16 protein-coding genes are annotated in these 15328 nt (G+C 68.1%); 12 read left to right on the forward strand and 4 right to left on the reverse strand.

What is annotated here, in order from left to right; translation table 11 throughout:
* Nucleotides 1–21: 21 nt before the first annotated feature.
* The gene (locus ACT3UL_RS06905; protein ID WP_226850691.1) at nucleotides 22–438 is read left to right on the forward strand and encodes a hypothetical protein; all 417 of its coding nucleotides are present in this window, start codon (nucleotides 22–24) and stop codon (nucleotides 436–438) included.
* A gap of 9 nt (nucleotides 439–447) precedes the next feature.
* The gene (locus ACT3UL_RS06910; RefSeq protein ID WP_343924432.1) at nucleotides 448–1242 is read left to right on the forward strand and encodes a hypothetical protein; all 795 of its coding nucleotides are present in this window, start codon (nucleotides 448–450) and stop codon (nucleotides 1240–1242) included.
* Nucleotides 1243–1336: 94 nt separating this feature from the next.
* Here ACT3UL_RS06910 and ACT3UL_RS06915 read toward each other — a convergent pair whose 3' ends face one another.
* Both ACT3UL_RS06915 and ACT3UL_RS06920 read right to left on the reverse strand, forming a co-directional pair.
* Nucleotides 1337–2038, reverse strand: coding sequence for a DAK2 domain-containing protein (locus ACT3UL_RS06915; RefSeq protein WP_444577391.1), 702 nt, complete (start codon nucleotides 2036–2038; stop codon nucleotides 1337–1339).
* A gap of 10 nt (nucleotides 2039–2048) precedes the next feature.
* Nucleotides 2049–3044, reverse strand: a complete 996-nt coding sequence (locus ACT3UL_RS06920; RefSeq protein ID WP_444577392.1) for a dihydroxyacetone kinase subunit DhaK — start codon at nucleotides 3042–3044, stop codon at nucleotides 2049–2051.
* 127 nt (nucleotides 3045–3171) lie between these two features.
* Here ACT3UL_RS06920 and ACT3UL_RS06925 point away from each other — a divergent pair, with 127 nt between their 5' ends.
* Nucleotides 3172–3846, forward strand: coding sequence for a histidine phosphatase family protein (locus ACT3UL_RS06925; RefSeq protein ID WP_444577393.1), 675 nt, complete (start codon nucleotides 3172–3174; stop codon nucleotides 3844–3846).
* Between the two features lie 85 nt (nucleotides 3847–3931).
* On the opposite strand, the gene ACT3UL_RS06930 is transcribed toward ACT3UL_RS06925, so the two are convergent.
* Nucleotides 3932–4948, reverse strand: coding sequence for an aldo/keto reductase (locus ACT3UL_RS06930; protein WP_444577535.1), 1017 nt, complete (start codon nucleotides 4946–4948; stop codon nucleotides 3932–3934).
* A 120-nt stretch (nucleotides 4949–5068) separates the two neighbouring features.
* Here ACT3UL_RS06930 and ACT3UL_RS06935 point away from each other — a divergent pair, with 120 nt between their 5' ends.
* The 6 genes from ACT3UL_RS06935 (at nucleotide 5069) to ACT3UL_RS06960 (ending at nucleotide 9784) form a co-directional block, all read left to right on the forward strand.
* Nucleotides 5069–5290: a hypothetical protein gene (locus ACT3UL_RS06935; RefSeq protein WP_444577394.1), complete on the forward strand. Its 222-nt coding sequence runs from the start codon at nucleotides 5069–5071 to the stop codon at nucleotides 5288–5290.
* Nucleotides 5291–5441: 151 nt separating this feature from the next.
* Nucleotides 5442–6005: an RNA polymerase sigma factor gene (locus ACT3UL_RS06940; protein WP_444577396.1), complete on the forward strand. Its 564-nt coding sequence runs from the start codon at nucleotides 5442–5444 to the stop codon at nucleotides 6003–6005.
* Nucleotides 6002–7207 (forward strand): protein kinase domain-containing protein, encoded by a 1206-nt coding sequence (locus ACT3UL_RS06945; protein WP_444577397.1) that lies wholly within the window; start codon nucleotides 6002–6004, stop codon nucleotides 7205–7207. Before ACT3UL_RS06940 ends, ACT3UL_RS06945 begins: the two co-directional genes overlap by 4 nt.
* Nucleotides 7208–7289: 82 nt before the next feature.
* Nucleotides 7290–8558 carry a hypothetical protein gene (locus ACT3UL_RS06950; protein WP_444577399.1) on the forward strand — a complete coding sequence of 423 codons (1269 nt, stop codon included), beginning with the start codon at nucleotides 7290–7292 and terminating at the stop codon, nucleotides 8556–8558.
* A 42-nt stretch (nucleotides 8559–8600) separates the two neighbouring features.
* Nucleotides 8601–9284, forward strand: coding sequence for a hypothetical protein (locus tag ACT3UL_RS06955; RefSeq protein WP_444577401.1), 684 nt, complete (start codon nucleotides 8601–8603; stop codon nucleotides 9282–9284).
* 188 nt (nucleotides 9285–9472) lie between these two features.
* The gene (locus tag ACT3UL_RS06960; RefSeq protein ID WP_444577403.1) at nucleotides 9473–9784 is read left to right on the forward strand and encodes a hypothetical protein; all 312 of its coding nucleotides are present in this window, start codon (nucleotides 9473–9475) and stop codon (nucleotides 9782–9784) included.
* A 12-nt stretch (nucleotides 9785–9796) separates the two neighbouring features.
* Here the strand turns inward: ACT3UL_RS06960 and ACT3UL_RS06965 are convergent, their stop codons facing one another.
* Nucleotides 9797–10282, reverse strand: a complete 486-nt coding sequence (locus ACT3UL_RS06965) for a GNAT family N-acetyltransferase (protein ID WP_444577404.1) — start codon at nucleotides 10280–10282, stop codon at nucleotides 9797–9799.
* 287 nt (nucleotides 10283–10569) lie between these two features.
* On the opposite strand from ACT3UL_RS06965, the gene ACT3UL_RS06970 reads away from it, so the two are divergent.
* The 3 genes from ACT3UL_RS06970 to ACT3UL_RS06980 all read left to right on the forward strand — a co-directional run bounded on the left by ACT3UL_RS06970 (nucleotide 10570) and on the right by ACT3UL_RS06980 (nucleotide 15322).
* Nucleotides 10570–11550, forward strand: a complete 981-nt coding sequence (locus ACT3UL_RS06970; RefSeq protein ID WP_444577405.1) for an LLM class flavin-dependent oxidoreductase — start codon at nucleotides 10570–10572, stop codon at nucleotides 11548–11550.
* A gap of 209 nt (nucleotides 11551–11759) precedes the next feature.
* Nucleotides 11760–12185, forward strand: coding sequence for a (deoxy)nucleoside triphosphate pyrophosphohydrolase (locus ACT3UL_RS06975; RefSeq protein WP_444577406.1), 426 nt, complete (start codon nucleotides 11760–11762; stop codon nucleotides 12183–12185).
* Nucleotides 12182–15322 (forward strand): DUF3427 domain-containing protein, encoded by a 3141-nt coding sequence (locus ACT3UL_RS06980; RefSeq protein WP_444577407.1) that lies wholly within the window; start codon nucleotides 12182–12184, stop codon nucleotides 15320–15322. Before ACT3UL_RS06975 ends, ACT3UL_RS06980 begins: the two co-directional genes overlap by 4 nt.
* Nucleotides 15323–15328 lie beyond the last annotated feature (6 nt).

Raw genomic sequence — 15328 nt, forward strand, 5'->3', positions numbered from 1 at the left:
GACCTCAGAACGGAGGCACCCATGGTCCCCACGACATCCTCTGCCGCACCCTCGACCGGTGCTGGTGCGATCCATGACTCGGCCTACCGTCGTGCGATCGCCCTGGACATCCGGGAGCTCACCCGGCGCCTGAACGCCTCGCTGGGTGGAACGCTGGTCTCGGCTCTGGCCGGCTCCTCCGATACGAAGTCCTCCCATAGGTGGGCGAAGGCAACAGGTCCTCAGCCGCGACCGGAGACCATCAAGCGCCTCGTCTTCGCCTACGAACAGTGGCAGAAGGTGGCCGAGGCGGAGGGGGAGCACGTCGCTCGGGTGTGGTTCATCGGAGCGAACCCCTGGCTGGGCTATGACACTCCGGTGAATGCAATCCGCGAAGGTCGCCTCCCGGAGGTTGCGACGGCCGCTGAGGCGCTGGTCGACGACACGTTCAGCGGCTGACGCGCGCTCATGCCCGCACCAGATGAGCGGATCTGTTCGCGGACCGGGCTCGCCCTCGTGGCGAGCCCGGTCTCCGCTCTGCGCATCGCCCGCGAGTCCTACGGCCCTCTCGACCCCGTTGCTCGAGCTTCGAACAGCGGCCCTGAGGCGTGGAGCCGGTACGACACACCCGGGCGGACGATCTACGCGTGCGCTGACCGGGTCACCGCCTATATGGAGCTGCTGGCGCCGTACCGTACCGACGTCAGCAGAGAGCGCCGCGCTCTCCAGCCGATCGCGGACGCCCTCGGGAAGAATCTCGACGAGCTCTGGCGCGACATCGTCGCCGAGTGGGACGAGACCGGGTCGATGAAGGCCAGCTGGCTCCCCCGCACCTTCCGGGAAGGGAGGCGGGTCTATGCCCTCGCATTTCCGGCTGGCTCGTGGATCGACAACACGGCCACCGAGACGATCACCGCCCTCGAGGACTTGCACGAACATCCCTGGCCGACGGCCGACGGCGAACTCGAGGAACCTCTGACGCTCGCTCACCTCACCGGGGACGACCGGACACTGACAACTGCGATCGCCCGCGTGCTTCGTGATGAGGTCACTCTCGACGACGGAACGCGCCCCCTGGGGGTCAGGTTCCTGTCCAAGCACGGACACCCGGCCACGGGCACGGGGCTCTGCTGGGCGTACTGGATGCGCGATGTCGACAGCGGGGTGCCGGAGCCTACAACCATCACGCACCACGCCTCGATCGGGGAGCACGACCCCGATCTCGCAGCAGTACAGGCCTACTGCAGGATCAGGGCTCGCTGAGCTCGCCGATCGGGACGAGGCAGGGCCTCCATGCATCGCCGCAGGGCACCAGGACCTGTGCCCTGCTCCTCGGCATCCGGGACGGCAGGTGCCCTCAGGCGATCCAGCCGAAGTGGGCGACGCCGGAGCCGTCGGCGCCGGCACGAGCGGAGCTGATCACGATGGCCATGGCGGCGGAGCCGGGGTCGATGACGCCCTTCGAGGCGTCGCCGACGTAGCTCGCACGGCCACGGCGGGCGGTGGTCTGCGCGGTGGCGGTGGCCCCCGCGACAGCGGCATCCTCCGCCGCGAACAGGGCCTCGACGGCGCTGGTCTCCGCATCCGCCTCGAGGGCCGCGCGCAGGGCGGCGACGGCCGGGTCGAGGGAGTCGATCATCGTCTTGTCGCCCACCTTCGCCTCGCCGTAGCGCTGCACGGTGGCCTGGCCGGCGGCGAGCGCGTCCGTGAACTGGGAGATGGTGGGGGCCTCGGCGCCCGCGGCGCCCGATTCCTCCCCGGCCTTCGCGAGGTCGCGGAAGAACATGCCGAAGAGGGGGCCGCTGGTGCCGCCCACGCCGAGCCACGCCATGTACAGCGCGGTCAGCCATTCGCGATAGCTGCTGGGCGGCTCGGCCTCGAGGTTCGCGTCGAGGTGCTTCATCGCGGTGCGCACGTTGGTGCCGAAGTCGCCGTCGCCGGCGCGGCGGTCGAGGTCGCCGAGGTCGTCCGCGGCGCCCTCGAGGGCCTCGCGCAGGGTGAGGACGAAGGCGCGGCCGAAGCCGGCGGGGAGGGTCCTGCTGAAGGTCTTTTCGGTCATGGCGTGTTCCTTACCAGGTCAGGGCCGGGGTGCGGACGGGGGCGTCCCAGAGTCGGCGCAGCTCGTCGTCCAGGGGCATCAGGGTGATCGAGACGCCGTGCATGTCCATGCTGGTCACATAGGAGCCGACGAGCGAGCGGCCGATCTCGATGCCCGCCTCGCCGAGGCGGTGGTGCAGGGCGCGGGCGACGAGCTGGAGCTCGAGGGGGTAGGTGGAGCCCAGGCCGTTGACGATCGCGAGGACCTCGTCCCCGCGGTGCAGGTCGAGCTCGGCCAGCAGCGGCTCGAGCAGCAGGTCGGTGAGCCCGTTCGCATCGGTGAAGGAGGCGCGCTTCGCGGCCCGCTCCCCGTGGATGCCCACGCCGAGCTCGACCTCGTCGTCCCCGAGGTCGAACTGGGGGCGGTCATCGCCCGGGTGCGTGCCGGCGGCGAGCGCCAGGGACATGGTGCGGGCCGACGCCGCGACCCGGCGCCCGATCGCGGCGACGTCGGCGAGGCTCGCGCCCTCCTCGGCGGCCGCGCCGCACACCTTCTCGACGATCACGGTGGCGGCGGTGCCGCGCCGGCCGGGGCCGTCGTCCCCGCTGTCGGTCGCGACGTCGTCGTCCACCAGCACGATCTCGGTGTCGATCGCGTCGTCGCCGCTGATCTCCCCGGCGATGCGGAAGTTCAGCACGTCGCCGGTGTAGTTCTTGACGATCTGGACCACGCCGCGGCCCGCGTCGGCCGCCTTCGTGGCCGCCAGGACCTGCAGCGCGGTGGGGCTGGCGAACACGGCGCCGGCGACCGCGACGTCGAGCATCCCGGTGCCCACGAACCCGGCGTGCAGCGGCTCGTGCCCGGATCCGCCGCCGCTGACCAGGCCCACCTTGTCGCGGGCGGGCTCCTTGCGGCTGAGGAAGCGGTGCTCGGCGTTGAGCTCAAGCTGCGTGGGGTGGGTGAGGGCGAGGCCTTCGAGGGCCTCGGGGATCAGATCATCCGGGTCGTTGAGGATGCTGCGTCGCATGGGCGCTCCTTGGCTGGGCACGGGGTCATGACCAGGCTACGCCGGGACCCACCGGTGATCGTGGTGCCGTGCACTCCGGCGCCTGGTCCGATCCCCTTTCAAAGCCTCGTGGCCTATGGTCCGGGATATGCGACTTCTCCTCATCCGCCATGGCCAGACCCCGAACAACATCCTCGGTGCGCTCGACACCGCTTGCCCCGGCGCCGGGCTGACCGAGCTGGGCCGTGAGCAGGCCCGGGCGCTCCCGACCGCCCTCGCCGAGGAGAGCATCGCCGGCCTGTACGTGTCTCCGCTGGTGCGCACCCACGAGACGGCCGCGCCGCTGGCCGAGGCGCTCGGGCTCGAGGCCCACGTCACCGAGGGGTTCGAGGAGATCCCCGCGGGGGACGTCGAGATGCACCGCGATGCCGAGTCGGTCGAGGCCTACCAGCAGACCCAGGCGATCTGGGGCGGTCGCGACTTCGACCATGCGCTGCCCGGCGGCGAGGACGGGCACACGTTCTGGGCCCGCTACGAGGGGGCGCTGCGCGAGATCGCCGCGAACCATCCGGAGGACGCGACGGTCGCCGTGGTCAGCCACGGTGCGGCGATCCGAGTGTTCGCGACGCTCGCCGCGGGCCTCGAGCCGTCCACCCGCGACGGACGCCCCCTGCACAACACGGGCATGGTCGCGCTCGAGGGTCATCCGGATCAGGGCTGGCAGCTCGCCGACTGGGTCGACGGGCCGCTGGGCGGCGCTCACCTGCTCGGCGATGTCCGCCACGACGTCACGGCCGACGAGAACGCCGACGCCGCCGTCTGACCGCCCTGGCCGGTCCCGGGCGGGAACTGAGGAGGCCGCCGCAGCCCCGTCATACGGGGTCGCGGCGGCCTCTCTCGGCTCAGGATCACCAGCGGGGGTGGATCGCCTCGCGCAGCAGCTCGTCGTAGGTCTCCCGCACGGCGGCGTCGAACGTCTCGAGCACGGCCTGCTGCTCGGCGGTCGGCTCACTGCCGGCGGCGGCGTTGCGCTGTGCCTGCGTGGCGCTGCTGGCGCCGGGGATCGCGGCGGTGACGCCGTCCTGGGCGATGATCCAGCGCAGGGAGGCCTCGGGCAGCGGCATCACGCCGTCGAGCGCCTGCTCGAGGCGGGCCACGGCCTGCAGCCCGATCTCGTAGTCGACGCCGGAGAAGGTCTCGCCCTGGTCGAAGGCCTCGCCGCCGCGGTTGAAGTGGCGGTGGTCGTTGTCGGCGAAGGTGGTGGACGGGGAGAACTTGCCCGTGAGCAGGCCGGAGGCCAGGGGCACGCGCGCGATGATCGCGACGCCCTTCTCGCGGGCCTGGGGCACGACCTCGTCCAGCGGCTTGAGGCGGAACGGGTTCAGGATGATCTGGATCGAGGCGAGGTGCTCGCGCTCGAGGCTGATCAGCGCCTCCTCGCAGGTCTCGACGCTCACGCCCCACGCAGCGATCTTCTTCTCCTCGACCAGGGCGTCGAGCACGTCGAACACCTGGTCATCGCGGTAGATCGCGGGCGGCGGGCAGTGCAGCTGCACGAGGTCGAGGGTGTCGGTGGCGAGGTTCTGCCGCGAGCGCTCCACCCACGCGCGGAGGTTCTCCTCGGTGAAGGACTCCGGGGCGAAGGGATCCGCCCGACGCGACGCCTTGGTGGCGACGAACAGCGGGGCCGACGGGCCCGCAGAGCCCGCCGCGCGCTGACGCAGCTGGCCCACGAGCCGCTCGCTACGGCCGTCCCCGTAGACGTCGGCCGTGTCGAAGAAGGTCACGCCGGCCTCGAGCGCAGCATCGAGCACGGCGTTCGCGGAGTCCTCGGAGACATCGCCCCAGTCGGCGCCGATCTGCCAGCAGCCCTGCCCGATCACGGACAGCGGGTGGCCCAGGCGGGAGGGGGTGCGGTACTGCAGGGACATCATCGACCTCAGTTCGTCAGGGCGCCGCTGAGCAGCGACGCCAGGTGCACGGCCAGTCTTCCAGACGGCGACCGAGCGCGAGAGCTGCTCCGGGGCCGGGGGTAACCTGCGGGTATGGAACTGGACCGCACCATCGTGCAATGCAGCAAAGGCGCCTGCTACGAGACCGTGTGGTTCCCGCTCGTCTCGTTCAAGGCCATCCGCCTGGGTAACCGCCGCTTCCAGAAGTGCCCGGTGCATCAGCGCTGGGAGCTCGCGCGGATGGTGCCCGAGGAGGAGTGGACCGAAGAGGTCATCGCCGAGGCCGCCAAGCACCACGACTCGAACATCGTCTGACGCCTGAGCGCCTGGCTGCTCTGTCGCCCGCGCCACCATGCCTGCACCAGACGTCCGGACGGAAATCCGCTGTCCTCACGATTGGCGCGGGGAGGGGGATGGCCCATCGGCGACCGCGTCGGCACCCAGGTCCGCCAGTAGACTCCACGGCATGCCGGGGGAACACCAGTCCGAAAAATCGGGGACGTACGACGAAGATCGAGCGGCGCGTGCGGCGTCGCGGGCAGCCGCCGGGGACAAGGACGCCTTGGAGGAGCTCGTCACGATCCTCGAGCGCTCCAGGACCGTCCACCGCATGGTGGGATCGATGCTCCTGGACCAGAACGCCGTCGACGACGTGTCCCAGGAAGTGCTCATGTCCGTCATGAAATCCATCCGCCAGTACCGCGGCGACGGCAAGGTCTCCACCTGGCTGCATCCCCTCGTGAGGCGTCGCGTCGCTGATCATCTGCGCACGCAGCGGCACGTCGCCGCGCTGGACGAGGCCCAGCTGCCCGCTCAGCGATTCAGCTCGAGGGTCGCCTCTCGCGCTGCGATCCGCACGGCCATCTCCCAGCTGCCGGAGAAGTATCAGGCGCCACTGATGCTGAAAGAGATCGAGCAGCTGCCCGTCGCCGACGTCGCCGCCCGGCTCAACCTCTCCGAGGGCACGGTGAAGGCACAGCTCAGCCGCGGCAGAGCGCGCCTCAAGCAGATCCTCGGGGAGCCCTGGTGAGGGACCACATCGGGCGCTACGAGGTGATCGACCGCCTCGGAGCAGGTTCATTCGCCACGGTGCACCGCGCCCTGGACCTGCGCCTGGACGATGAGGTCGCCGTGAAAGTGCTCGCGGAGAACCACACGGTCAATCCGGAGATGCTGGAACGCTTCATCGGCGAGGGGCGGGCCCTGCGACGAGCGCGCAGCCCTCATGTCGCAGCCGTCCACGACATCGGCGAGCTGCCCCACAACCAGCCGTACCTCGTGCTCGAGCTCGCCGACCGAGGCACCCTCGGGGACCGCGTGGAGGCGCTGCGTGCGCAGGGGTGGAAGGCGACGTCGCACGACGTCCTCCTCGTCGCACGATCCTTGACCGCTGCGCTCGGCGCCGTGCACAGAGCGCGGCTCGTGCATCGGGACCTGAGCCCCTGGAACCTCCTGCTCACCTCCCGGCCCGCCCCCCATGCTTCGAGCGGTGCGGTCCCGGGTGGTGGCGCGCTGATCTCCGCGGAGGAACGCCTGCTGCTCGTGGACCTCGGCATATGCAAGGACCTGGCTCGCAGCTCGGGCATGACCGTCGCCGCCGGCACGTCGGGATTCCGACCCCCTGAGCAGGAGCGTCACGGTCAGGTCGATGCTCGCGCGGACGTCTGGGCGATGTCGGCGGTGCTGCAGTGGATCACGGACGGTGCGGCACTGCCGGCCGCCTTCCACCGCGCTCTGGCCCGGGGGATGGCCGAGAACCCTCGGCGTCGGCCCGGCGACGCCGAGGCGTGGCTCGAGAGCATCGAAGCGGCGCTTGCCGAGCCTCCCGCCGCACCGGCGGAAATGGCGGAGAACGATGCGCCTGCTGCTCCGGCGCCTCGTCGCCGTCTCCTGACCCTCCTGGCCGTCGGGCTCCTCGTCGTGGGCCTCGTCGCAGGCATCGGTCTGGGCAACCTGATCTGGGACGACGCGCCGGTCGCCGCCGCCGACGGGGCCTTGATCGCGATCGAGGGCCCCGAGGAGGTCGCTGTCGGCGACACGGCGACGTTCACCGCGGACGTCACGGGCGCCGACACCTGGGTGTGGGTGCTGCCGGACGGCAGATTCATCGTCGACGAGAGCACTGTCTCCATGACCGCAGCCAGCCCGGGAAATGCCGACGTGGTGCTGCGTTCCCTCAGCCCGAACGGCACGACGCTCGAGATCCATCACCGGCTTCATGTGGACGAATGAGAAGAAGTTCAGATCCGATGCAACCGAATCGTGCTCCGACGCGACTCATAGGGGACAGCACATTCAGATGAAGGGGAAGATCATGCGCAGCACCACCACGAAGCACATCGACCGACGCGCGTTCGGCGTCGCCATCCTCGGGACGCTCGCTCTCAGCGCGTGCAGCTCGGGCTCGCGTGCCGGCTTCGAGAAGAGCGACGGGTCCGGGTCGAGCGATGGGGGCTCCGGGGCCAGCGACGGTGGCGCCCCGACGCCCGACGCGACGGCGGGCCTGCCGCGGCTCGAGGAGGGCTTCACAGCGGAGGAGTTCACCAAGGACGTCACCGCCTCGGAATCCCTCCACCCGAAGAACAGCACCGTTGTCACGCCCACTGGCGTGCTGACCATCGACGGGGTGCAGGAGATCGCCACCGTCACCGCCGAGTCGGTGGGCCTCGAGGCGGAGACGGACGCGGACGGAGATGCGCTCGACTTCGCTCCGGCCGACGGCGAGGTGCTCCGCGCCGTCGATCTCTCCTTCGCGCCCTCCGGCGATACCGACGGGCTGCAGGAGCCGTCCTCCCCGATCACCGACCTCACGATCAGCGCTCGCGGTTCCCAGGCTCATCTCGCGGAGATCGACGGCGACTACAGCGCTCGCGTCCTGATCTCGGTACCGAAGGACGGCTCCGCGTCCCTCGTCGTCTCCAGCGAGGGGCACAATCAGATGGTCGACCTGCTCACCGGGGAGAGACAGGACGATCCGGTCGCCGCCGTGTACTACCGAAGCGATCGCGTCCAGGAGCCCCACCACACGTTCCCCGTCTCCGTGGATCCGTTCCCCGTGCTGTACGACGGCGAGGCGGACAGCGAGACCACCACGACGACGTCGTTCCAGGCGACCACGCTGGAGCTGACCGCGTGGACTGAGAAGAACGGCTGGGCCGAGCCCGGTGGCGCGTGGCTCGTGATGACGTGGCAGTCGGAGATCACCATCGACACCGAGATTCCCGGCCTCATCAAGGCCACCGGCTTCTCGGCGACGGCGACCGTCACGGTGGACGGGGAGTCCACCACCGACGAGGTCCACGACGACGACCTCATGCTCAGCCCGTCAAGCAACAGCGAAGAGCGCACCATGGTCGTCGCGGTCCCGGCGGACGTCTCCAGTGCGACGGTCAGCATGAGCGGAGGGTTCTCCCTGCAGATCGACTCCGGCGCCTACGAGATCAAGGGCTCCCTCGACCGGGAATTCTCGTCAAAGGAGCTCACGGTCGATTTCCCCGACGGCGGGTCCGGGGAGAGCGTCCAGCCCTCCGACGGCGGGGGTTCCACGCCCGACACGCAGCCCTCCGACGGCGGCGGGAACTGATCGACTCAGGGCACGACAGGATCTCCGGAGGAGGGAGCAGGCATGGCGCGCATCACGAAAGGCTGGTTCGGGCAGTACCACCTGGTCGACGTCGAGAAGGACCTCGAGAAGGCCGCGAGGAACAGGCAGTTCCGGCAAGACATGGCAGCGACCTCGAACTCCTTCCAGTCCGGGATGGAGAGCAGTGCGAGGACCGGGGCGCTGGCCGGGCTCCTCGTCACAGCGGTTGCCGGCATCGTCGCAGTTCTGGGCATCCGGAAGCTGTTCACGGTCCCGAAGGCACGCTACGTGGTCTTCTCTGCAGCGATCTTCCTCATCATCGCGCTCGAGGGCAGCGATCTCTTCGGGTTCGTGGCGGCGTGCGCCACGACTGCAGCGTTCGTGGTCTGGTACGTGAAGCCCCGCTGGACCGCTCTGCGCCATGTCGAGCATCTGCCGAAGCACTTCTTCAACCCCAGACCCTGGGGGCTCGGCATGGCACTGCTCCTCACGCCGCTCTTCGCGCTGTTCGTCGCAGCCATCGCGCGTCCGCTCGGCACTGCGCTGGTCAACGTCGGCAACACGGGCATCTATGAGTACAACGTCTCCGTGATCCTCGTGGCGATCGTGGCGTACCCCGTGGGCTTCGCCCTGGCGTTGCTCTCCACCCGGGTGTACACCTCGTCGATCCTGCCGATCCGGCTTCGGAGACAGCAGGGCGCGGCCAGCTCGGCAAAGGAACGCTGAGCCTTCAGGCGTCAGCCAGCGCTGGTCAAGGTCCTGTTCGGGCGGTGAGGGAGCGTGCGAAGTATGGCCAGTCCCGCCAGCACAGCTGAGGGAGTTGCTTGGTGCGGCAGCGCTGGGAGCTCGCGCGGATGGTGCCCGAGGAGGAGTGGACCGAAGAGGTCATCGCCGAGGGCTTCTAGGATCGGCGCATGCCGTCGACTCTCGCAGTGGTCCCGCAGCCCCATTGGGTCAACGGGTGGTTCCTCCGGATCTTCGCCCGCCCGGTTGTCCTCGTCGACGGGACCGAGCACTCCGGCCGATGGGGACAGCCGACAGAGGTCCATGTCGAGCCGGGCCTCCATGCGGTCGCGGTCGGTGCCCGCTACCGGGGTACGTCCGGGACGCTCGGGCTCGATGAGGCGGAGGTCGACGTGGACTCGGGCCGACGGCTCCTCGTCACGGCGACGAACGGGTTCTTCAACCACCAGCCCTTCACGGTGGCGGTCCCTCACCAGACGTAGCCCTTTCAGTTCTCACGCCAGGGGCCCGGTCCACCGTGTCTCCCCGTCGACGACGACGTCGGTCGGGCTCATGCCGAGCCGCTCGGCGACCCGCTGGGACGCCTCGTGATCCGGGTGGATGTGGGCGATGACCTGCGTGACTCCTCGAGCGCGGAGGTCGTCGGCGAGAAGCAGGGCGGCACGGCCCGCGTATCCGCGGCGCTGCCACGGCTGGCCGATCACCCAGGAGATCTCGGCTGTCCGCTGACCCGTCGGACGGGTCGCCTGGACGAAGCCGACGGCTCGCTGGGCGTCCCCGACGACGACGATGTCGTTGAGCCACTCCTCGGTTCCGTCGGCAGACCTTCCCCGTGTCTGGATGGCATACAGCCTCTCGAGGTCAGCTGTGCTGGGCGGCTCCCCGCCCGTGTACCGATAGAGGTCAGGGTGCGCGAGAACGACCGCCATCTCGGCGGCGTCCGTGACACGCAGGGGGCGGAGTGCGACGGTCTCCGTCATGACGGGTCCTCTCTCCACAGCGGGATGGAGATGGTCGTCGACGCGCCCTCCGGCTCAGCTCCCCAGAGGCGCAGCCGTCGCGCCGCGCAGCTCGAGCCGGGGCGTGCGGGACTGACGCTCACGTTCAGCGGAGGGTAGCTGTGCATGTGTGGAGCGTATGCGGCACTCATGCCAGCGGCACCCGGTTTATCGCCTGTCCGGTAGCTCCGGGAAGAGAACCGAGGCCGTGGGCGTTGCTCCCACTGGTGCTGCACCGTCCGGTGCCGCCTGCCCCTGAAAGGTGCCTCATGCCCGTCCCGCTCTCGATCCTCGACCTCGCCACCGCCGGCCGCAACCAGACCATGGCGCAGGCACTGGAGGGCACGGTCGCCCTCGCCCAGAAAGCGGAAGAGACCGGATACGAGCGGGTCTGGTACGCCGAGCACCACAACATGGCGTCTATCGGGTCCTCCGCCACGTCGGTGCTGATCGCCCACGTCGCGGCGCACACTACGACCATCAAGCTCGGAGCGGGCGGCATCATGCTGCCCAACCACGCCCCGCTGGTGATCGCCGAGCAGTTCGGCACCCTCGAGACGCTCCACCCGGGGCGGATCGAGCTGGGACTGGGCCGGGCGCCGGGCACCGACCAGAACACGATGCGCGCACTGCGCCGCAACGGCGCCGCTGCCGACACCTTCCCCCAGGACGTCATGGAGCTCCAGGCGTACCTGCGGGGCGAGTCCCAGATCCCGGGAGTCAACGCCTATCCGGGCAAGGGCACCGACGTCCCGCTGTACATCCTCGGCTCCTCGCTGTTCGGCGCCGGTCTGGCTGCCGCCCTCGGCCTGCCCTACGCGTTCGCCTCGCACTTCTCCCCGGGAGCGCTGCACGAGGCCATCGCGCTGTACCGCCGTGAGTTCACGCCCTCCGAGCAGCTCGAGAAGCCCCACGTCTTCGCCGCCTACAACGTCATCGCGGCCGACGACCAGGCCGACGCCGAGCGCCAGCAGCACGAGATGATGCGCAGCCGGGTGGCGCTGCTGCTGCAACCTGGCACCGAGTACACCGACGAGCAGGCCGATGAGCTGCTCGCCGCGCCCCAGGCCGCGCACCTGCACCAGATGGCGACCTACAGCGCCGTCGGCACCCCCGGCGATGTGCGGGACAAAGTTGCCGAGTTCGCTGAGCAGACCGGCGCCGACGAGCTGATCATCGCCCACCAGGGACCGCGGGTGGAGCAGCGACTGCGGTCGGCTGAGCTGCTGGCCGAGGCGTATCTGGGCTGATTGGGCGGCATGACTCGGTGCCGCTGCCCGCGACGGCCACTCCTCCGTAGCGGCCGAATTCAAGCCCACGCGCACAATGCCCGGCCATTGCGACGTCGGGACGACGGCGAAGCTCACGCCGACCAGGCAAGATGTCTGGATTTCAGAACCACGGGTCTCCCTTCACTCATACGATGGGCGGACCGGCCAGGGCCAGCAGAGGGAGCCGCATGTCATCACAGCCAGCGATCCATGTTGTGGGGGCGGTCATCGTTCGTGACGGTCTCGTCTTCGCTGCCCGTCGCAGCCCTGAGCGCAGTGCCGGCAGCCTGTGGGAGTTCCCTGGAGGCAAGGTGGAGCCTGGGGAGAAGCCGACGGACGCGCTGCATCGCGAGCTCGCCGAGGAGCTGGGCGTCGAGGTACACGTCGGGGACCTGGCCTCACGCCATACGACCCCGGTAGGCTCCGCGGTTATCGATCTGGCGTGCTACTGGACAGAACTACTATCCGATGCGCCGACGACCAGCACGGATCATGACCAGATGGGGTGGTTCACGCCGGAAGAGTTGTCCGAGTTGGACTGGTCGCCAGCAGACGTGCCGATCATCCGGGATGCCTTCCTCGATCGCACACCTCAGCAACTGGGGAATCGATGAGTGAAAATCATGCTCTGGACCCCGGGCTCTATGAGCTCTTGGTGACGACAGGGCTCTCCGCGGCGCTTGATGATCAGACCCATCAACCGCACGACCGAACCTTCGCAGACGTCGATCCTGCAGACGCGCCACACGTGCTCACGCAGCACCTCAGCGCGGTGATCTTTCGGGTGCTCACCGCACTACCGGTGGAGGAACAGATCGACACTGCGAACCGCCTGCTGCAGGCGATTCCAGCCGCTGTGCGCTCCGAAACGGTGACGTCTGGCCCGCAGCTCCTTACCTCGATCACAGCACCGATGTCGCCGCCTCCTCGTCGGCCGTCGACACCCTTGACTGACGTTGCGCTGTTTACGAACTCTCGCAGTGATCCGCAGCTGGGCTCCGAGCTTAGGCTCGAGATGGCGAGTGCCGACAGCATTGATCTGCTGTGCGCCTTCGTGCAATGGAGTGGCATCCGCGTTCTCGAGGATGCGTTGCGCGCAGCAGCCGAGCGCGGCGTCTCCATACGAGTCCTGACCACGACGTACATCGGAGCTACTGACCGCCGCGCACTCGACTACTTCGTTCGGGAGCTAGGCGCTGAAGTTCGGGTCAACTATGACTCGCAGTCCACTCATCTTCACGCGAAGGCGTGGATGTTCCATCGCAAGAGCGGCTTCCCCACCGCCTACGTGGGTAGCTCCAACATGAGTCGCGCAGCGCTGGTCGACGGCCTGGAGTGGAACGTTCGACTGTCCAAGCACGTGACGCCGACACTGCTCCACAAGTTCTCCTCAACTTTCGCGACCTATTGGGACGACTCTGCGTTTGCGCCGTATGACCCGGACACCGATGCCGAGTACCTCGACCAGATGCTTGCGAAGAATGGAGCGCGACGAGGCGACGGGGAAGTCAACGTCAGCCTGCTCGATGTTCGCCCGTACCCGCATCAGCAGATCATGCTCGATGATCTGCACTCCGAGCGGGAAACCCACGACCGGCATCGGAACCTGCTCGTGGCCGCCACGGGCACCGGGAAGACTGTCATCGCAGCGCTGGACTACAAGCGACTCACCCAAGGCGGGCCGAGACCGAGTCTGCTATTCATCGCCCATCGGAAAGAGATCCTGGAGCAGTCCCTACGCACCTATCGCGAGGTACTCAAGGATGGCGCGTTCGGGGAACTGTTCGTCGACGGCACCCGTCCCTCCCGAGGGCAGCATGTGTTCGCCTCCGTGCAGTCGATCTCGCGGGGGGCCGAGCTTGAGCGCTGGAATCCGGCGCATTTCGACGTAGTCGTTGTCGACGAGTTTCACCACGCCGAGGCAACGACATACCGACGACTTCTCGACCACTTCACGCCCCGTGAACTCCTTGGCCTGACTGCAACACCTGAGCGATCCGACGGTGTAAACGTCGCCAACTTCTACTTCGACGGGCGCATAGCCAGCGAGCTTCGACTGTGGGACGCGCTGAAGGCCGATCTGCTCGTGCCCTTCCACTACTTCGGGGTCGCTGACGGCAGCGATCTGCAGGGCATCCGCTTCACACGGGGGCGCTACGACCTCAGCCAACTATCTGCGCTCTACACAGGCAATGACGCGCGTGCTCGCGTCGTGCTGAAGACCGTCGCCGACAAGGTCACCGATCCCTCCCGAATGAAAGCGCTCGGGTTCTGCGTCAGCGTGGACCACGCGCACTACATGGCGGAGATCTTCAACGCCGCCGGGATCCCATCGCTCGCCCTCTCCGGTGAGTCGCGAAGTGGGGAGCGGCGCGAGGGCTTGCAGCGGCTCCGCGATGGCGAGCTCGCGTGCATTTTCGCGGTCGACATATTCAACGAGGGCCTCGACATTCCCATGATCGATACGGTCCTCATGCTGCGTCCGACTCAATCAGCGACGATCTTCCTGCAGCAACTGGGGCGCGGCCTGCGCCGTACGGAAGGCAAAGCGGTCCTCACAGTGCTCGACTTCGTCGGCCTGCAGAATGAGAACTTCCGCTTCGATCTCAAGTACAGAGCGCTCACTGGCCTCTCCCGCAACAGGCTAGAGAAGAGCATCCGAGACAAGTTTCCATTCCTTCCGCCAGGGTCGCAGATCGTCTTCGATGAGGTCGCCGAAGACATCGTTCTACACAACGTGAAGCAGCAGCTGCGCCTGGCCACTAAGGATCTGATTTCCGACGTTCGGCAGCACCTGCCCACCGGGACGGATCCAAGCCGCTACGCGCTGGGGTCTTACCTCACCGATGCGGAGCGAGGCATGGCAGACGTATACGGTTCCAGCGATCGCACTTACCGCGGAGAGAAGCAGCCAGCATCATGGAAGGCCCTGGTGGATTGGGCCTTTCCCGCGGACGCCTCTCGTCTCCTGGATCCCGAGGCCACGGCGCTGTTCAAGAAAGTTGGCAACGTAGCGCACGTCGATGACCAAGAGCGCATCGAGCGGTACCGAGAGCTACTCACCGCCCACGAACTTCCGGTAAACCTCGACTCGGATCTCACCGCTGCGATGCTCTACTTCACCTTCTGGCCGTCCGGACATGGTGGCGGAATTCGAGCCGGTCTCGAGCGATTGCGGAGCCTGCCAGAACTCGTGAAAGAGGTAACCCAGATCCTCGACTACCGCGAGACCACCGTCCGCACGCTCCCCCTGCCTCTCCCCGGCGCACTGGGCATCTCCCCACTGAGATCCCATGCGCAGTACTCCCGAGAGGAGCTGCTCGCTGGGCTGGGCCTAGGCACTCTCGACGCTGGTGTTCCCGGAGCGATTCGTGAGGGCGTCAAGTGGATGCCGTCGCTGAAGACAGACGCGCTTCTCGTGACGCTCAAGAAGTCTGAGACTGATTACTCGCCAACGACGCTTTACCACGATTACGCGATCAACCAAGAGCTCTTCCACTGGGAATCGCAGAGCACCACGAGCGCCTCGAGTCCCACGGGGCTGCGGTATCAGCGCCACCGCGAACAAGGCTCGAATGTGGTGCTGTTCGTGCGTCGTGCAAAGACCGGTGATATCGGCACCGAGCCGTACACCTGCCTGGGCACCGCACAGTTCCAGAGCTGCAAGGGCTCGAAGCCGATCCAAATCCTGTGGAAGTTGGACCGCCAGGCACCGGTCGAGCTGTACCTCGACGCACGCGCAGCTGCCTAAATTCTG

Source organism: Brachybacterium sp. 107, from assembly GCF_052379725.1.
Taxonomy (GTDB): Bacteria; Actinomycetota; Actinomycetes; order Actinomycetales; family Dermabacteraceae; genus Brachybacterium.

What these genes read in the sequence shown, in the direction of transcription:
- ACT3UL_RS06905 (WP_226850691.1), top strand. Translation starts at nt 22, where the DNA reads ATGGTCCCCACGACATCCTCTGCCGCACCCTCGACCGGTGCTGGTGCG.
- ACT3UL_RS06910 (WP_343924432.1), top strand. Translation starts at nt 448, where the DNA reads ATGCCCGCACCAGATGAGCGGATCTGTTCGCGGACCGGGCTCGCCCTC.
- ACT3UL_RS06915 (WP_444577391.1), bottom strand. Translation starts at nt 2,038, where the DNA reads ATGACCGAAAAGACCTTCAGCAGGACCCTCCCCGCCGGCTTCGGCCGC.
- ACT3UL_RS06920 (WP_444577392.1), bottom strand. Translation starts at nt 3,044, where the DNA reads ATGCGACGCAGCATCCTCAACGACCCGGATGATCTGATCCCCGAGGCC.
- ACT3UL_RS06925 (WP_444577393.1), top strand. Translation starts at nt 3,172, where the DNA reads ATGCGACTTCTCCTCATCCGCCATGGCCAGACCCCGAACAACATCCTC.
- ACT3UL_RS06935 (WP_444577394.1), top strand. Translation starts at nt 5,069, where the DNA reads ATGGAACTGGACCGCACCATCGTGCAATGCAGCAAAGGCGCCTGCTAC.
- ACT3UL_RS06940 (WP_444577396.1), top strand. Translation starts at nt 5,442, where the DNA reads ATGCCGGGGGAACACCAGTCCGAAAAATCGGGGACGTACGACGAAGAT.
- ACT3UL_RS06950 (WP_444577399.1), top strand. Translation starts at nt 7,290, where the DNA reads ATGCGCAGCACCACCACGAAGCACATCGACCGACGCGCGTTCGGCGTC.
- ACT3UL_RS06955 (WP_444577401.1), top strand. Translation starts at nt 8,601, where the DNA reads ATGGCGCGCATCACGAAAGGCTGGTTCGGGCAGTACCACCTGGTCGAC.
- ACT3UL_RS06960 (WP_444577403.1), top strand. Translation starts at nt 9,473, where the DNA reads ATGCCGTCGACTCTCGCAGTGGTCCCGCAGCCCCATTGGGTCAACGGG.
- ACT3UL_RS06965 (WP_444577404.1), bottom strand. Translation starts at nt 10,282, where the DNA reads ATGACGGAGACCGTCGCACTCCGCCCCCTGCGTGTCACGGACGCCGCC.
- ACT3UL_RS06970 (WP_444577405.1), top strand. Translation starts at nt 10,570, where the DNA reads ATGCCCGTCCCGCTCTCGATCCTCGACCTCGCCACCGCCGGCCGCAAC.
- ACT3UL_RS06975 (WP_444577406.1), top strand. Translation starts at nt 11,760, where the DNA reads ATGTCATCACAGCCAGCGATCCATGTTGTGGGGGCGGTCATCGTTCGT.
- ACT3UL_RS06980 (WP_444577407.1), top strand. Translation starts at nt 12,182, where the DNA reads ATGAGTGAAAATCATGCTCTGGACCCCGGGCTCTATGAGCTCTTGGTG.